This is a genomic window from Enterococcus sp. AZ088 (assembly GCF_051714845.1).
Taxonomy (GTDB): Bacteria; Bacillota; Bacilli; order Lactobacillales; family Enterococcaceae; genus Enterococcus; species Enterococcus faecalis.
This window is the reverse complement of sequence record NZ_JBIOSQ010000001.1, coordinates 411,898-428,960: the sequence shown is the minus strand read 5'-3', so window position 1 is coordinate 428,960 and position 17,063 is coordinate 411,898. Positions and strand designations below refer to the sequence as shown.

The window sequence follows — 17,063 nt, the reverse complement described above, 5'->3', positions numbered from 1 at the left end:
CCTAATTCCTGTTATTTCATTTTTTTGATAACGATTGCTCTTGTTTGGCGATTCTACTTTTTTGTACAAAACCTAGCAATAAACCGCCTACCAATGAACCAGCTAAAATTGCCAAAACCCATTGAACAGCGTGAGTAACAACCGGTAAAACAAGAAATCCTCCATGAGGTGCTGGCACTTGTACCCCAAACATATACGTTAGGACTGCCGCAATTGAAGATCCGAGCATCATAATTGGTAAAACCTTTAATGGGTCTTTTGCCGCAAACGGAATAGCGCCTTCTGTAATATGTGTGGAGCCTAAAATAAAGTTCACTAGCCCCGCATTGCGTTCATTTGTGTCAAAGTATTTTCCAAAGAATAATGTAGCAAAGCCTGTAATTAAAGGTGGCGCTATGCAAGCAGCAGAAACTCCTGCCATAAAAGAAGTATTTCCTTGAGCTAAGAGTGCCGTCCCAGTAACATAGGCCGCTTTATTAACTGGACCTCCCATATCAAAGGCACACATACAACCCACAATAATTCCTAAAACCAACGGACTGGAGTTTTGGAAACTAGCTAAAAAGCTCATCATTCCTTCGTTAACAGCTTTCATCGGATCTGCTAGTAAAGACATAGTGATACCAATAACTGCAACGCCAATGACTGGATAAAGGAAAATTGCTTTTAAACCATCTAATGATTTAGGCAAACCTTTAAATACTCTCTGTAATAAAAGAATGAAATACCCAGCAAGGAAACCAGATAATATCCCTCCTAAAAAGCCAGTACCACCAGTGTTAGCAATCAAACCACCGACAAAGCCCACAACCAAACCAGGTCGTTTGGCAATCCCCTCTGCGATATACGCAGATAAGATTGGCACCATCATGCCCATTGAGGCATCACCAATACTTTTTAACATAGCAGCGGTAGCATTATACTGACTACTTTCTGGATCAAATGAATAAATGCCCCAAATAGCAAAAGAAAGAGCAATTAAAACGCCGCCTGCTACTACAAACGGCAACATGTGAGAGACGCCATTCATTAAGTTTTTATAAATACTATGTCCAACATTTCCTGAAGAAATTTGTGTCTCCTGTTCAAGTTCGTCCACTGCTTGGTTTTCGGCCGCAATCGATCCTTTGCCTGCGAGCGCTTCTTCAATTAAGCGATCTGCTTCTTTAATCCCCACACTGACAGGGACATCAATGATTCGTTTCCCAGCAAAACGTTCTGCTTGAACGTCTTTGTCGGCGGCAATAATGACTGCCTCCGCTCCTTGGATTTCTGCAGGTGTTAACTCGTTTTCTATGCCAATCTGACCATGTGTTTCAACCTTAATCGTAATACCTTTACGTTTCGCAGCTTGTTCCAATGCCTCCTGTGCCATATACGTGTGCGCTATTCCCGTCGGACAACCTGTAGCAGCTATTAATTGATACGTAGCCATCTGTTTATTCCTCCTCTTGAATCTTTATTTGTTGCTCTAACTCCTGAACATCTGAAAAATCTGTCAATCCTTTGCGAAATGCTGTTGAACTACCTGCTGCAATACTTCTTTTTAAATTTTTTTCCAATGAAAGTCCTTGATGCCAGCCAGCTAAAAAGGTACCTAACATTGCATCCCCTGAACAAGCTGTATTCACAACCATTCCAGTTGGTGAATTACCTGAAAGAACCTTTTCATTATTCATAAATAAAGCCCCTTCACTACCTAAAGAAAGTAAAATATTTTTGGCTCCCCGCTTCAGTAATTTTTGTCCGTAAAAAATGTAATCGTCCTTAGTCTGCACTTCTGTATGAAACCACTCTTGAAGTTCTTCTTCATTTGGTTTCAATAAAAATGGTTGATAAGGCAAACAATCTAAAATTTCTTCATAACTACTGTCTAAAATTAAGAACACCTGCTTTTCAAAACAAATTCGGCTAATTTCAATCAAAATACTTGGCGAAACCCCTTGTGGTAAACTTCCTGATACGCACAAATAATCCCCTTTACGTAACTCTGAAATTTTTTTCAAAAAACGTTGTACATGTTCTTCAGATAATTTTGGTCCCTTATTGACTAATTTGTATTCCTTTTGATCTTGGGTAACTTTTGTAAACACATTGATTCTCGTTGTGCCAGCGACTTCGATAAAATCAGTGGTTATCTCTTTTTCTTTTAAATAATCCTCGACATAGTTCCCAGTGAAACCAGCTTTGACTCCCAAAGCGGTATTATCAATCCCTAACATCTTTAAAATTAGGGAAACATTGACTCCTTTCCCGTTTGCTTGAATATCATCTTCCTTCGTGCGATTCACGACAAAAGGAACTAGCACTTCTGTTTCGATAAATAAATCAATGGCTAAATTTAATGTACATGTATAAATAGTCACTGTAGTTCCTCCTTTCTCCTCTTTATTATGTCTCAAAATACCATGTAAAGGTTTTCATTCTTTCGCAAAAATATAGAAAACATTTACAATTTCATAATTTATCTAGCTTTTTTATTTTTTTTCATTAAAAATAGGCTTATAAATGTTTTTTAGCGAAAGAAAGAAGGGCTGGCCATTATGGAACAAAAATTGAGTGAGTCAGAGCAATATCTCTGGCATTTTATCGAAACACATATTTTAGAAATCCCTGATTATTCCATTGTAAAATTAAGCGAACGAGCCAACGTATCAACTGCGACGATTGTAAGAACCATGAAAAAGAAAGGCTATGAAGGTTTCACATCCTTCAAGCATCACTTGAAAGATAAAGAAAACCAAAATATAAATTTTTCAGCATTAGAAAAAGTAGACCGAGGAATTCGGACGGCCATTTTAAAAAATGAAGAAGAAGTAACTCGCACGATTAACATGATTGAAATTGGTAATATCGAAGATGCAATCCAAAAAATCAAAGCTTCTCGACGGATTATTATCTTTGCTAGAGGTTTTTCAGAATTAATTGCTCAGGAAATGATGGTTAAGTTTCAATTGGCTGGCAAATACTGTGAACTGCATACGGACCCAGAAATTATTAAAAATATTAGTAAAAAGTTATCAAAAAAAGATGTGGCTCTTTTTGTTTCTTTAAACGGAGAAACCCAAGAATTAGTTGTCGCTGGTAAAAACTGTTACGACTCAGAAATTGGGACTATCCTTTTAACTGCAAGCAAACACTCTAGTTTAATGAAATACATTGAAATTCCGTTCGTAGGCTTCAAATCAGAAGGCTCCTTTTTCCCCGATTATGAAGTGCGTTCACGGTTACCATTATCCATTCTGGCCAGAATTTTATTGGACGCCTATGCTTTAAGAACGACAACTTAGGCTTTCTTAAATAATAAAAAACAAGCATTCCTTCACTTAAAATAAAGGAATGCTTGTTTTTATTTTGCAACAAAACGTGCTTCTACTCGATAAATTCGTTGACCACGACTAGAAAATTTTTCTTCGTATTCTGTCATAATGTTGCCTTCAAACTCGCTATTATGCAAATCTAGCCATACACGTTCAATAATCATGCCATATTTAGAAAAGCTACTTAATGAGTATTCGAAGAGCCCTTGATTATCCGTTTTAAAATGAATTTCTCCATTTGGTTTTAAAATAATTTCATCTGTTGCTAAAAAGTTTTTATACGTTAAACGACGTTTTTCATGTTTTTTCTTTGGCCAAGGATCTGAAAAATTTAAATAGATTAAATCTACTTCATTTTCAGCAAAATATTCTGTTAATGCTTCGCCGTCTACTCGCAATAACTGTAGATTAGGTAACGGATCGGCCACTAGCTTATCTAATGCAATCGATAAAATACTTAATTGCATATCGATACCAATATAATTAATTTCAGGATGTGCTTTAGCCATTTCATAAATAAAACGACCTTTACCTGAACCAATTTCAATGTGGATGGGATGATTATTGCCAAAACGTTCTTGCCATTTCCCTTGCCATTTTTCAGGACCTTCTACCACATATTGTGGATATTTTGCCATATATTCTGCTGCTCCGGGTCTATTTCTTACACGCATATTTAAAATTCCTTTCTTTTAAAAACAGACTGGTGAAATTCGCCAGCCTGTGTGGATGTTAAATGAATTAGTTTAACTACTAAACATTCGTTTTAATTGTAAAATTTCTGCAGTCATTGCTCTTCTTTCGCCTTCTTGGTGATGACGAACAATCTCTTGTAAAAAGCTAAATAAACCATACCAATAAATTCGTTGAACTGTACTTTCATTTGGGATTAAACCATAAGATAGTAACCATTGATTCCAACCGGAACGAGGCACATAATGACTCAAAATCATTCCTAAATCTACCGCTGGGTCCGCGACCATCACAGAATCCCAATCTACTAAATAGAGATAATTATTCGAGACTAACCAATTCCGATGATTCACATCGCCGTGGACAGCTACATAACTAGTCTCTGGATATTCTGGTAAATGATTATATAAATAAGTGATTACTTCTTTTAAATAACTGTTTCGTTTTAATTCTTTAGGTAGTTGACGCTTATACTCTTTCAACATTGTTAGCGGGGTACAAACTTCGCCACCAATTTTTTTCAACATGTCTTTCAGCAAATTGGAATGATGCAATTGGTATAACACGTCAATCACGTCATTGCGTTTGCCAATTTCGTCCGCATGTAATAAACGTCCTTCCAGCCATTCTTGGGCTGTTAGTACGTCGCCATTCGCTGTCCGCTTTGTCCAAATCATCTTCGGGGCTAACCCTTCTTTAGACAATGCTGCAAGAAGTGGAGAAGTGTTTCGTTTAATGAACACTTTCTCTGTTTCTTTTATTCCCATGTATGTTTGACCAGTTGCGCCCTTTATCGGCTGCAGACGCCAGTCTTTATCCAACTGAAATTCCATGGAAATTATCTCCTATCTCAACACAATTTTATTGCAATTTTTACAGCAATTACCATTTTAGTCGCCAAACCTTGCTTCGTCAAGCTTCTATGTGGTTCTTTTGTAAATTTTGCTGGGTTTTCTCATCTTTATAACTTATTCAAGCGCATTGGAACATACATTTTAGTGAAAATCACAACTTCTACAATTAAGGCACCCAGAATGATCAAGCTATTTTGCAAATTGCCTAAACGAAGGCAGACAATCCCACCAAAAATAATGGCCGCAACAGACAATGCGCCGCCAATTAACCGGCGAATTGCTGCTTGTTTTTTTTCTATTGAAATTGGATATAGCTGTGTCATCACCATATAATCAAATTGCGTGTACATGGGAATCAACTGGAACCCGATTAAATAGACAAACAATAAAGCAACTACCAACGCAATCCAGAATTCTTGTAAAAAGAAGAGTAGCACGCCACCAACCAAAATCAAACGAAACAATAAGCCGCTATATTCGCTACCTCGTAAAAAGCTCCGAATGAATAAGTAAGCATACGTGTTCTCAGATGTTTTTTTGACTACTCCGAGGAGAGGATCTAAGTATTTACGACGTTTCACTGTACTACTCACTTCAGGAATATCTGTAAACAGCTGAATGAATTTATAAATTCTATGCATTCTGTTTTGTTCTTTTTGGATCATTTTTTCCCAATCCAAGAAACTCTGTTTCATCTTGTTTTGCCAAATGCTCGATAAACAAACGGCCAGAATGATGCCACCAATCACACCAACCCAAGGCGTCCAGTAAATGGCTCCCGTCATAATCAAGAGACTACTGATCAACCAAACGAACCACCAACTACGGTAAGTGGTTGACGAAAGATGATAGAGCCCATAGCTTTGTAAACTAAGATGTGTATAAATCATACAAACTAGCATGACCAAAAATAAAAAGAAGGTTTGAAACGACCAACCTGTTGTGACTACAATCAACGGCATCAATAGGCCACTTCCTAGAAAGCTGACCACAATCGGTAAAAGTAAAGAGTAGCGCAGCGCTCGTTTCAGATAAGCAGCGAATTGTTTTTCTTTTGGTAATAAAAAAACCTTGTCTGGCTCTTCTGTCAGAGTAGCCAACTTACCAACTTGAATGAGTAGCAGCCAGCCCAATAGAATTAACGGTCTGCCCCAAACAAAATCACGAGGTAATTCTTTTAACAACTGGGAATAGTACAGACCTAATCCGCCTAACAAAAACATACAGACTAAAACAAAATGATCATTTAAAATATAGCGCAAGTACTTGGACATTTTTTTGAAATGCCGTGACAAACGTTGACTAAAAAATTCGCCCATGTTACCCCACCTTTTCTTCCTTCGTCAAGGCAAGATAAATATCATCTAAAGAAGACTCTGGTAAATTAAATTCTGCACGTAATTCAGCCATTGTACCGTTTGCCCGTAATTTCCCTTCGTGTAGCACCACAAAGCGATCACAATATTTTTCAGCTGTTGCTAAAATATGCGTGGACATTAAAATCGCTGCCCCTTGCTTACGCATCGTATCCATTAATTCTAATAAAGCATGAATTGCTAAAGGATCTAAGCCTAGAAAAGGTTCATCAATAATATATAAACTCGGTTCAATTAAGAATGCACAAAGTACCATGACTTTTTGTTTCATGCCTTTTGAAAAATTAGCAGGAAACCATTCCAATTTATTGTCTAAACGGAACGTTTTTAGTAATGGTTCTGCTCGTTTGAACGCTTCTTCTAATGGAATATCATAAGCCAAGGCCGTTACTTCGATATGCTCTTTCAATGTTAATTCTTCATATAAAGAAGGTGTTTCCGGAATATACCCGATTTTTTTACGATATTCTTCAGGGGCTTGTTGCAATGTTTCCCCGTCAATCATAATTTTGCCTTTTTGCGGCGTAAGTAACCCAATAATATTTTTGATGGTGGTACTTTTCCCCGCACCATTCAAGCCGATTAAACCAACCATTTCACCAGACTTGACATCAAAATTAATATCTTTTAAGACAGGAATATGGCCGTAACCTCCTGTTAAATGTTCAATTGTTAAGCTCATTTCTTTTGCCTCCAACCTTTTCTCTCTACCATTATTAAACCCTAAGCGAACCAAGAATTCAAAAATTACTCCCTTAATTAAATGGATTTTTTTCTTTCTCTTATTATACACGAAATGAAACGAACTTTTTAGCGAACTCACGTACTTTTTCATCCACAGAGAAATCAACTTGTGGTAAAGTAAAGGAAAGAACCTAGAGAAAAGAGGAATTTTTCATGAATGATTGTATTTTTTGTAAAATTATCAACGGCGAAATCCCAAGTTATAAAGTCTATGAAGACGAGAAAGTCTACGCGTTTTTAGACATTACACAAGTGACCAAAGGGCATACCTTAATGATTCCAAAACAACACGTTGCTGATATTTTTGAATATAATGACGTTTTAGCAAGCGACGTCTTTGCTCGTATTCCTAAAGTAGCACGAGCATTAGAAAAAGCTTTTCCAGAAATGGAAGGATTAAACATTTTAAATAACAATAAGGAAGTGGCTTATCAATCCGTTTTCCATTCCCACGTTCATTTGATTCCCCGTTATTCAAAAGAAGATGATTTCTCTATTCATTTTGGCAACCATCAAGAGGACTATTCCGCCGAAGCGATGCAAGAAATTGCTGAGACCATTGCAAAGCAGGTGAACTAAATGAAAAAATTTATTAAAGGTCTCTTTTTTGGTGCAGCTGCTGGTACCATTGGCGGCTTGTTGGCTGCTCCAAGAAGCGGGAAAGAAACACGCCAACATTTAATCAATGAGCTAGAGGACTATCGTTCACTGAAAAATCAAGTCACGAATGACTGGGATCAGGTGCAACGAAATTTGGCAGTTGTCGAAGAAAACGTTCCTCTGGCAACTGAATTTTCAAAAGACCTGCAACAAGAAATCACTGATTTCAAATTCCAAGCGGAACCTCGGATTGCTCAAATTAAAGAACAAATTGCCAAAATCACGGCTGAATTACCTGACACACAAACCAACAAGCAAAAGTAAAGTCTTTTATGTTAATTATTTCTTTTGTTATTAAAAAAATAAAAAGTGTGACGTAAATACGAATTTTGTTTGAAACTATGCCTGAGACTCTTTCTTTTTCAAAATAAGGTATGGTATAGTTATAACAGAAATAAAACTAAAAAAAACAGGAGTGCATAAGAGAATGAAGAAAAAACTAATCTTAGCTGCAGCGGGCGCAATGGCCGTTTTTAGTTTAGCAGCGTGTTCAAGCGGTTCAAAAGATATCGCAACAATGAAAGGTTCAACAATTACTGTTGATGATTTTTATAACCAAATTAAAGAACAAAGCACTAGCCAACAAGCGTTTAGCCAAATGGTTATTTATAAAGTCTTTGAAGAAAAATATGGCGACAAAGTAACTGACAAAGATATTCAAAAAAACTTTGACGAAGCCAAAGAACAAGTAGAAGCACAAGGCGGAAAGTTCTCTGATGCATTAAAACAAGCTGGTTTAACTGAAAAAACATTCAAGAAACAGTTAAAACAAAGAGCAGCCTATGATGCAGGTCTAAAAGCCCACTTAAAAATTACAGATGAAGACTTAAAAACAGCTTGGGCAAGTTTCCATCCAGAAGTAGAAGCACAAATTATCCAAGTTGCTTCAGAAGATGATGCCAAAGCTGTCAAGAAAGAAATCACTGACGGCGGCGATTTCACAAAAATTGCTAAAGAAAAATCAACAGATGCTGCTACGAAAAAAGATGGCGGTAAAATTAAATTTGATTCACAAGCAACAACTGTTCCTGCCGAAGTTAAAGAAGCTGCCTTCAAATTAAAAGATGGCGAAGTGTCAGAACCAATTGCTGCAACAAATATGCAAACCTACCAAACAACCTACTATGTAGTGAAAATGACGAAAAACAAAGCAAAAGGCAATGACATGAAACCTTATGAAAAAGAGATCAAGAAAATTGCTGAAGAAACAAAATTAGCCGATCAAACATTTGTTTCGAAAGTCATTAGTGACGAATTAAAAGCGGCCAATGTGAAAATTAAAGATGATGCCTTCAAGAACGCTTTAGCAGGCTACATGCAAACTGAATCTTCAAGCGCTTCTTCAGAGAAAAAAGAATCAAAATCAAGTGATTCTAAAACAAGCGATACCAAAACAAGCGACTCTGAAAAAGCAACAGATTCTTCAAGCAAAACAACAGAATCTTCTTCTAAATAAGCATAAAAAAGAGAGTGGTCGATTGACCACTCCCTTTTTTTATTTATCTTTTGGAACATAGAAACTGCGGTTATCTAAACCAAAGATTCGTTCCGTATACTCCCCAGGCTGTGTTTGACGAATGGCCCCTAGCATCATTTGAATGGACGCATCCATGGTATCAATTTGATGTAAGATTTCCGCTTCCATAATTCTTGGTCGCACAGGTGAGCCATATTCCAACAGTCCATGGTGGGCTAAGACCATGTGCCGAAGAACGACAACGTCTTCTTCTCGATCATCAATTTTCAAAGCCAAACACGCCTTGGTAATTTCCTCATCCACCAAAACTAAATGACCAATTAAGTTCCCTGCCACCGTATATTCTGTCGTAATAGCGCCAGATAACTCTAAAACTTTTCCTAAGTCATGTAAAATAATCCCCGCATATAATAGTGACGTGTTAATTTCAGGATATTCCTTAGCAATTGCTTTGCCTAGGCGCAACATTGAGACAGTATGGTAAGCTAAGCCATTCGCAAAAGCATGATGGTTCCGTTTGGCTGCAGGAAATTCATAAAATTCTTGTTGGTATTTCGTCATGAGATAGCGCACAATACGATTCCAATGAGCATTGGTAATTTCAAAAATCACTTGATTGATTTCCTCAACCATCTCTTCTTTTTTCAAAGGCGCTCGTTCCATATATAAACTTGGCTGGCTTGGTTCCTCTGCTGTCGCTAAACGCATGTGTAAAATTTTTACTTGGGGTTTATTTTGATAAACTTCTCGTTTCCCATTCAGTAAAACAACGTTTCCCGCAGTAAATCGTGTAATTTCATCCTCAGAGGCGTCCCAATATTTTCCGTCAATCGTGCCAGATGTGTCTTGAAAGGTAAAGGCAATAAACTTTTTCCCATTTTTAGCTACACGTACATCGGCATTTTTAATTAGAACAAATGATTCAAAAAGTTCTTCTACTGTTAATTCACGTAATTTTTTCACTTGACGCTTCCTCCTTCTAACGCAATTACTCTTTGTTGTAAGTCCTGATAATAGCTTACCATTTCTTGGTCAGAAGAAAAACAAATGACTTGCTGTTTTTGACCAAACTTAGTAAATAATTCAGCTAATTGGGCTTTTCTTTGATGATCATAGTGTAACCAGCCATCATCAATGATAATTGGACAAATCAGTTGCTCGCCTTGGACTGCTAAAAAGGCAAAACGAACAGCCATCATCAATTGATCTTTAGTGCCAGTTGATAATTCATGTAAATAAAACATTTCTTGTTCTTTCGTCACCGCAACTAGTTGACCTTCGGCTACTTGGATTGATTGATAACGCTGATTTGTTAAAAGTGCAAAGTAGCTTGATGCATACTGTAATAAGCTGGGCAATTGTTGTTCCGAAAGCTCTGTTAATAAGTCCATTAACAGTTGCCCCGCCAGTTGATACCCAGACCAACGTTGAGCTAGTTCTTTGATTTCCGCTTTTAAAATTGCTTGGCGTTGATACAACTCATCTAAGGTACCATCCGTCATTAATTGTTGTTTTTCATAAATCAGCGCTTGATACTGTTCTTGTATTTTATCTAACTTGCTTTCTTCCAGTGCTTGTTGCTGCGCCAGTTGTAAAGAACGGTCTTTTAACGTTGCCTCTGTTACCGCTTCTGGAAACAGATTGCCTAATTGTGTCGCTAATTCTTGCCCACGACCAACTTGAGCTTGCTGAGTGGTCAGCTGTTGAATCCTCATTGGAACATCAGCGATTGATAGAATCCGATAACGAATTAGTAAAGGCTGAATTCGTGTTAACGCTTCTTGCTGTTTAGTTTTCAACTCTCGTAACTGCTGTTTGAGATAGCCATCTGCTTGATACTCTTGAGCAAAGCGAACTTTCTCCATTTCTTCAGCAAATCCTTCTAAAAAGTGTAACTTTTCGGAAAGGCTCTTTCCTTGCAAGGGTAAATGCGTCATCAATGGAAAGACTTGTTCTTCAAATCCTTGGCGTTTTTGTTGATTTTCCTTCAATTGACTCATGAGTTCTTCATTTGTTTGAACAAGCAATAAATAGCGCGTAATCAATTCTCGCTGATTCATTAAAGTATCAATTTGATTCATTTTTCCTAACTGATGAAGTTGGGCTTGCTCCGCTACTGCTTGTTCAAGTTGTTCCACTTTCAGTTGTGCCTCACGTTCTTGATTCAGCGCTTGTTGGAACTGTTCATTTAAATAATCTAGTTGCGAAAGTTTCGTCTGCCATTCTTCTTTCACTTCATCAGAGGAAGCTTCTTTTCTAGTGGCGTAGCTAAGCACTTCTTTCGCGATAAAACTAACTCCCACGAGAACTAGGCCCCATTTTAAAGGGCTTGGCAAAAAGAAACCCAGTAATGCAAGGATACTTCCTAGCAATAACCATAGTGGCTGACTTGTTTTCTGCGCTTTTTGGGCACGCGTCGCTTCACCAAAAAATGCGGCATGCGCTTTTTCAAAATCCGTTAACTGGTCTTCCAGATTTTCAATTTGAGAAGCCAAGAATGCTTTCTGTTCTTGGCCTTTTTGAAGAGCTTGCGTATACGCAACTTGTTGTTGGCGCCACTTTTGAACGGTTTCGTTGTCATAAAAAAGCTGTGGTGGTCGTTCAGGCGACCATGACCATTCGTTCTCTAAAAGGACCATTTCTTGACGATTTTGCTCAAAGGTTTGGGTCATCCATTCCGATTCCGTCATCAATTGTTGCATATCATAGCGTTGATTCAACAATTGTTGAATCAATGCTTCTTGTTCTAGGTAAAAAGCATAGCCTTCTGGAACATCGAGCGCTTCTGACTGAAGAGATAACTCTTTGGTCAAACGTTGTCGTTCTTTGTCTAGGTACATATATTCTTGAAAGGTTTCTTCTAATTGAACTTGGTCTTCTTTTACTAAAACAACGTTCTCTGTTTCTTCAGGTAGCGACTGCCATTCTTCGTACAAGGGAAAGTGACGTTGCTGTTCCGCAACCTGTAACAAGTCCTGTTGCGTTTCTTTTAATTGCTGTTGCAGTGTCACTCGCTGTTGTTCTGTTTCGCGAATCGTTTCTTCTAATTGTTGAAAAGTTTGTTGCTGCGCTTCTTTCTCTTGAATTTGCTCTTTTAGTTCTTGATAAGCCGCCAACTTCTGATTGAGTAATGGCTGCTGCCCTTTGCCTTTAAAGATTTTTTGTGCTTCTTTAAAGTACGCATTTCGGTAAGTCAAAAGTTGTTGACTACCAGAAACACCAATGGCTAACAAGGATGTTTGCAGTTCCTCTTCTGTCAACTTGTCACTCGTAATTAATTGTTCTTGTTGGAAAGTAAAAACCTCTTGAAATAACTTTTTCGTTAGCGGATGTAACATTTGCTGTAAGGTTTTTTCATCCCCCATTTGTTGTTGATAATAAATGATTGCTTGCCCTTTATTTTTTTCTTTAAAACGCTCGACTTGAACTTCCCCAAACACAGGATGTGCCAACCACAAACGACCACCATACGAGCCACCATTTTTAGGTGCGTAATCGCGCTTTCTTTTACCCTTTGTGGGAAACCCAAACAGCATTGCTTGAATGAATTGATACAATGTGGACTTGCCAACTTCATTTGCGCCGTACAGCAATTGATTACCAGATTCAAATGTAATTTTCTGTTGTTGCCATTTTCCAAAGCCCACAATCTCTACTGCGAGTAATTTCATAGTGGGTCCTCCTGAATAGTAAAGTCTTCATTAATTTGCTCATGTGCTAGGCGCAAGCTCTCTAATCGCCACTGCTCATCCATTGAAAAAATTCCAGCAAATTCTGGATAACGTAACAATTCCTTGGTGGTATCTTCAAAAATAACTGGATCTAAGTATGTTTTTTCTAATGCCGTTAATAAGTTGGGACTAGCGGCTAAATAGATCGGTTCTTTCGTTGGTTCCTCTGCTTGCAGTATTAGGCGATAAACAAAAAAATCACCTTGCGTTTTTTGTAAAAGCTGCTGCTGTAAGTAGCTTAATAGTTCACCATTGACAATGGCTTGCACCACGGTCACATCCAAATGTTGCGTTTCTTTCAGTGTCAACGCCATCAATTGCTGTTGCTGATGCGCATGCCACTTCGTCAGCAAACTGGTTTCAAGATAAGACAAAACGCTTTGGGTGTCACGGCATTGCGCAAGAGATACTTCTTCATTCGTCCAATCTATTTCTGCGACTTTTTCAAATTGAACAGTCGCTTGATTTTGGGAAAGTGTGACCACTGCAACCCCTTGTAAAGACTGTTCTTTTTTCGTGTGTCCTTGAGGTGTTCCAGGATAAACAATTAGCGGTTGTTCACTAACAATTTGCGGCTGATGAATGTGGCCCAATGCCCAATAATTATAGCCAGTGGCTTTTAAATCCTTCCATGTAAACGGAGCATAATTTTGTTGCGCTTTCCGACTGGTGTCTCCATGATAAATTCCAATATGAATGTCAGATTCTGCTTGTTTGATAGGAAATTCTAGTGCTTTATTTTCATCAATCCAGGGATGCTCATAACTAAACCCTGAAACAGCCACTTGTTCGCCCGCTTTCGTTTCAAAATACAGTGTCTCAACCATTTCTTTTTCAAATAAAAAGACATTGTCTGGAAAAGAAAACCAATAGCGGTCTTTTTTATAGTAATCATGATTCCCAAATGTTAGAATCACGGGGATTTCTGCTTGTTTCAACTGTTCTAATGCGGCCATCAATTGGGCTTGCATTGAAATAGAGGTCTGACTTTGATGAAACGTATCTCCTGCAAAAATAACCAAGTCCACCGCTTCTCGAATAGCAACTGTTACGATATTCATTAACAATTGTTGATTAGCTTCTCTTAAGCGCTTCGCTAAGGCTGTCGGGATCCCAGTTAACCCTTCAAAAGACCGATCCATGTGTAAATCAGCTGTATGCAATAGTTTCATCGTTTCCCCTCCTTTTCTCCTTCCTTTATCATATCATTTTCTGCCAGCTTGGTCAGTAAAAACATACGAAAATTTGTTCGTTTTTTTATTTTCAGTAAAAGAAAAACTCTGACAAATTGTCTTATAGACAACTTGTCAGAGTTCAATTACGTAAATTAATCGTTATACATATCACGCACAGGAGTCATGATAATTCGGTTTAAATCATTGACAACTAAGCTAAACGCTTGTTCTTTTTGCATTAATTCGTTGATAACTGCTGTTTCTTGCACTTTCGTTGCAATGCTTTGTGCTTTTTCAGCATCTTCATCCGTGAATTCTTCGCCGCGCATTTGTTTTTCTTGTAGTCCTTGTTGGAATCCTTGGAATTCTTTAAACAATGTGTAAGCTGCTTCGTCTGCTTTTACTTCTTCATACGCTGCTTGTAATGCTTTAAATTCGTCTAACTCACGTAGTTCACGTTCAATCTGATTGGCTGTATCATAAATGTTACTCAATGGAATCCCTCTTTTCTCAATAGTTTCATCTTTATTGTACCATTTCTCTTAGGTTTTCCCAACTAATTTCCTAATAAGCCTCCGAAAATTCCTTCAATCTTGTCTTTGACTTTTTTTGCGCCGTCTTTAATTTGTCCCCCAACTTCATTCAATGTATCTCCGAAATTGCTAGCGCCGTCTTGAACAGAATTTCCAAAGTCTTTTAAGTTATCCCGCCAATTAGAATTGGCACCACCAGTTAAACTATCGTTGCTATCAACAACTTTCCCACCTGTGGCATAAGCATCCGCGACAGGAAATTGTGCTTGTTTGACTTGTGGCAAGATGCCACTGGCTTGACTGTTGAACACCTGAGAAGCATATGTGGCGCTACTACCTTCCAGATAATGGGTTTTACTGGTTTCTTGGAAGCCTAGCCAAGTAGCAATGACAACTTCTGGTGTATAACCAATCACCCACTGATCGTTCGTTTTACTACTATCGAAGTTGGTTTCTGTCGTACCTGTTTTACCAGCCATTACGTAGCCTGCTGGTTGTGCGTTGACCCCGCTCCCAGAACTAAAGACCCCTAGCAGCATACTTGTAATCCCGTCTGCAACATCTTTGGTAATGACTTGTTCTTTCTTGACTTTAGTATTATCAACTACAATTGCGCCAGTTGAGTCGACGATTTTTGTAATTAAATGCGTTTCAGTTTTATAGCCTTCATTGGCAAAGGCACTATAAGCTCCCGCCATAGTTAGTGGCGAAACACCCGTTTGTAATCCCCCAAGGGCTAAACCATAGTACCGATCTTTTTCTGATAATGGAATGCCAAATTTCTCTGTTTTTTCATAGCCTTTATCTAAACCAATTTGATGTAATAACCATACCGCTGGTAAATTTAAGCTTTCTCCTAAGGCTTGGTACATAGGAACTTCTCCACTGTACGTGCGGCTATAGTTTTGCGCTGGATAATAATCTTGTGGTTTATCTTCTAAAACAGAGTCTGGTTTATAGCCAGCCTCTAAAGCTGGTGTATAGACAGAAATTGGTTTTAAGGACGAGCCTGGTGAACGTTTTGTTTGCGTTGCAAAGTTAAAGCCTCGATAAACGTGTTCCCCTCGACCGCCCACCAGTGCTTGCACGCCGCCGGTTTTCGGATCAATGGCTACAGAACCACTCTGAACCATGGCACCATCTTCTGCATTGGGTGGAAATAGTGCATCATTTTTATAAGTTGCATCCATCGCATCTTGATACCCCTGATTTAAAGAAGTGTAAATCTTGTAGCCTTTATTTAAAATATCTTCTTCTTTAAATTTATAACGATTGACCGCTTCATCAATTACCGCATCAAAATAATATGGATATTTGTAACTATTTTCGTCGCCAACATAGGTGTCATTTAATAGACTCGCTAAGTTAACACTCGCTTCTTGATTGGCTTCTTCTTGAGACAGTTTTTTATTGTCGACCATAAGTTGTAAAACGGTATTCCGTCGCGCTGTGGCATTGTCAATGTAATCAATTGGGTTATAGATTCCTGGCCCTTTTAACATGCCCGCTAGCGTTGCGGCTTCCCCCACTGTAACTTGGGACGCATCCACGCCAAAGTATTTACGAGCTGCATCTTGCACGCCCCAGACACCATTACCAAAATAAGAATTATTTAAATACATTGCTAAGATATCTTTTTTCGAATATTTCTTTTCGATTTCAATCGCTAAGAATAATTCTCTGGCTTTCCTATCTAACGTTTGCTCTTGCGTTAAGTAAGCATTTTTGGCTAATTGCTGCGTAATTGTACTTCCGCCACCACCGCCACCGATTTTCCCGAAGGTCAATTTTCCAACAACCGCACGAGCAATCCCTTTGATGGAATACCCTTTATGTTGATAAAATCCGCGATCTTCAGTTGAAATAACCGCGTCTTGAATATAAGGAGAAATATTATCCAGTTCCACAAAAGTTCCTTTTTGCCCGAATAATTTTCCGACTTCCTCTCCTGATTCATCATAAACACGTGTTGATTCACTTAGCCCCGATTTTAGGGTCTCAACGTTTGCGGACTTGGCTAAGTAAAATAAATAAATACTGGCACCTAAAGCGACTACCAAACCAATTAACAAGAAAATTTTATTGATTTGATACTTTTTCCAAATCCGCTTTCTGGCTTGATGGAATTGTATTAAATAAGGCTTTATCCACGTCCAAAAATGACGTAATCCGACACTGACTTTACTAAAAAATTGTTTAAGATTGTCCATAGTACTCCCTCTGTTTACGTTTCTTGGCTAAGTCTACCATATTCTTGCGGGTACGACCTAGGCCTAAAGCATGAAAAATTCTTGAAAAACAATTTCAATGGTCTTTTCGCTGTAGCAAAGGAAATATGGCCTTCACTAGAGGTAAATAATTGCTTACGTTTAGAAACGAGTCTTTATTTAGCCTCTATTCTATCATGCTTTTCTTCGTTTTTTATGTAAATTTGTTTAAGAATCTCTCAAGGAACTGCCTTTCTAACAAATTTCAGCTTTTTTTCCGTTCTGACTTGACC

Annotated in this window: 15 protein-coding genes; 4 read left to right on the top strand and 11 right to left on the bottom strand. The window is 38.1% G+C overall.

Translation table 11 applies throughout. From position 1 onward, the window contains the following. Positions 1-16 precede the first annotated feature (16 nt). Complete coding sequence (locus tag IGL17_RS02145) at positions 17-1,435, bottom strand: PTS fructose transporter subunit IIC (RefSeq protein ID WP_002355535.1); 1,419 nt, start codon at positions 1,433-1,435, stop codon at positions 17-19. 4 nt (positions 1,436-1,439) lie between these two features. Next, the gene (gene pfkB / locus IGL17_RS02140; RefSeq protein ID WP_025193396.1) at positions 1,440-2,366 is read right to left on the bottom strand and encodes a 1-phosphofructokinase; all 927 of its coding nucleotides are present in this window, start codon (positions 2,364-2,366) and stop codon (positions 1,440-1,442) included. 177 nt (positions 2,367-2,543) lie between these two features. On the opposite strand from pfkB, the gene IGL17_RS02135 reads away from it, so the two are divergent. Then, the gene (locus IGL17_RS02135; protein WP_002363162.1) at positions 2,544-3,290 is read left to right on the top strand and encodes a MurR/RpiR family transcriptional regulator; all 747 of its coding nucleotides are present in this window, start codon (positions 2,544-2,546) and stop codon (positions 3,288-3,290) included. 59 nt (positions 3,291-3,349) lie between these two features. On the opposite strand, the gene trmB is transcribed toward IGL17_RS02135, so the two are convergent. The 4 genes from trmB to IGL17_RS02115 all read right to left on the bottom strand — a co-directional run bounded on the left by trmB (position 3,350) and on the right by IGL17_RS02115 (position 6,925). Then, complete coding sequence (gene trmB / locus IGL17_RS02130) at positions 3,350-3,994, bottom strand: tRNA (guanosine(46)-N7)-methyltransferase TrmB (protein ID WP_002371476.1); 645 nt, start codon at positions 3,992-3,994, stop codon at positions 3,350-3,352. A gap of 72 nt (positions 3,995-4,066) precedes the next feature. Continuing rightward, positions 4,067-4,846, bottom strand: coding sequence for a phosphotransferase family protein (locus IGL17_RS02125; RefSeq protein WP_002355531.1), 780 nt, complete (start codon positions 4,844-4,846; stop codon positions 4,067-4,069). A 128-nt stretch (positions 4,847-4,974) separates the two neighbouring features. Next, the gene (locus IGL17_RS02120) at positions 4,975-6,186 is read right to left on the bottom strand and encodes an ABC transporter permease (RefSeq protein ID WP_033624308.1); all 1,212 of its coding nucleotides are present in this window, start codon (positions 6,184-6,186) and stop codon (positions 4,975-4,977) included. Position 6,187: 1 nt separating this feature from the next. Next, positions 6,188-6,925: an ABC transporter ATP-binding protein gene (locus IGL17_RS02115; protein WP_002363160.1), complete on the bottom strand. Its 738-nt coding sequence runs from the start codon at positions 6,923-6,925 to the stop codon at positions 6,188-6,190. Between the two features lie 215 nt (positions 6,926-7,140). Between IGL17_RS02115 and IGL17_RS02110 the strand changes: the two genes are divergently transcribed. From IGL17_RS02110 to IGL17_RS02100, 3 genes are all read left to right on the top strand, one after another. Then, complete coding sequence (locus IGL17_RS02110; RefSeq protein ID WP_002355527.1) at positions 7,141-7,566, top strand: HIT family protein; 426 nt, start codon at positions 7,141-7,143, stop codon at positions 7,564-7,566. Further along, positions 7,567-7,911 carry a YtxH domain-containing protein gene (locus IGL17_RS02105; RefSeq protein WP_002355526.1) on the top strand — a complete coding sequence of 115 codons (345 nt, stop codon included), beginning with the start codon at positions 7,567-7,569 and terminating at the stop codon, positions 7,909-7,911. Positions 7,912-8,074: 163 nt separating this feature from the next. Next, positions 8,075-9,103 (top strand): peptidylprolyl isomerase, encoded by a 1,029-nt coding sequence (locus IGL17_RS02100; RefSeq protein ID WP_002355524.1) that lies wholly within the window; start codon positions 8,075-8,077, stop codon positions 9,101-9,103. A gap of 39 nt (positions 9,104-9,142) precedes the next feature. On the opposite strand, the gene IGL17_RS02095 is transcribed toward IGL17_RS02100, so the two are convergent. The 5 genes from IGL17_RS02095 to IGL17_RS02075 all read right to left on the bottom strand — a co-directional run bounded on the left by IGL17_RS02095 (position 9,143) and on the right by IGL17_RS02075 (position 16,773). Continuing rightward, the gene (locus IGL17_RS02095) at positions 9,143-10,087 is read right to left on the bottom strand and encodes a 3'-5' exoribonuclease YhaM family protein (protein ID WP_002355522.1); all 945 of its coding nucleotides are present in this window, start codon (positions 10,085-10,087) and stop codon (positions 9,143-9,145) included. Next, entirely contained in the window at positions 10,084-12,795 is a 2,712-nt protein-coding gene (locus IGL17_RS02090; RefSeq protein ID WP_016618150.1) for an ATP-binding protein, read from the bottom strand. The genes IGL17_RS02095 and IGL17_RS02090 overlap by 4 nt, the downstream gene beginning before the upstream one ends. After that, the gene (locus tag IGL17_RS02085; protein ID WP_002355519.1) at positions 12,792-14,027 is read right to left on the bottom strand and encodes a DNA repair exonuclease; all 1,236 of its coding nucleotides are present in this window, start codon (positions 14,025-14,027) and stop codon (positions 12,792-12,794) included. The genes IGL17_RS02090 and IGL17_RS02085 overlap by 4 nt, the downstream gene beginning before the upstream one ends. A gap of 155 nt (positions 14,028-14,182) precedes the next feature. After that, positions 14,183-14,524, bottom strand: a complete 342-nt coding sequence (locus IGL17_RS02080) for a YlbF family regulator (RefSeq protein ID WP_002355518.1) — start codon at positions 14,522-14,524, stop codon at positions 14,183-14,185. Between the two features lie 62 nt (positions 14,525-14,586). After that, positions 14,587-16,773 carry a PBP1A family penicillin-binding protein gene (locus tag IGL17_RS02075; RefSeq protein ID WP_016618149.1) on the bottom strand — a complete coding sequence of 729 codons (2,187 nt, stop codon included), beginning with the start codon at positions 16,771-16,773 and terminating at the stop codon, positions 14,587-14,589. Positions 16,774-17,063: the final 290 nt, after the last annotated feature.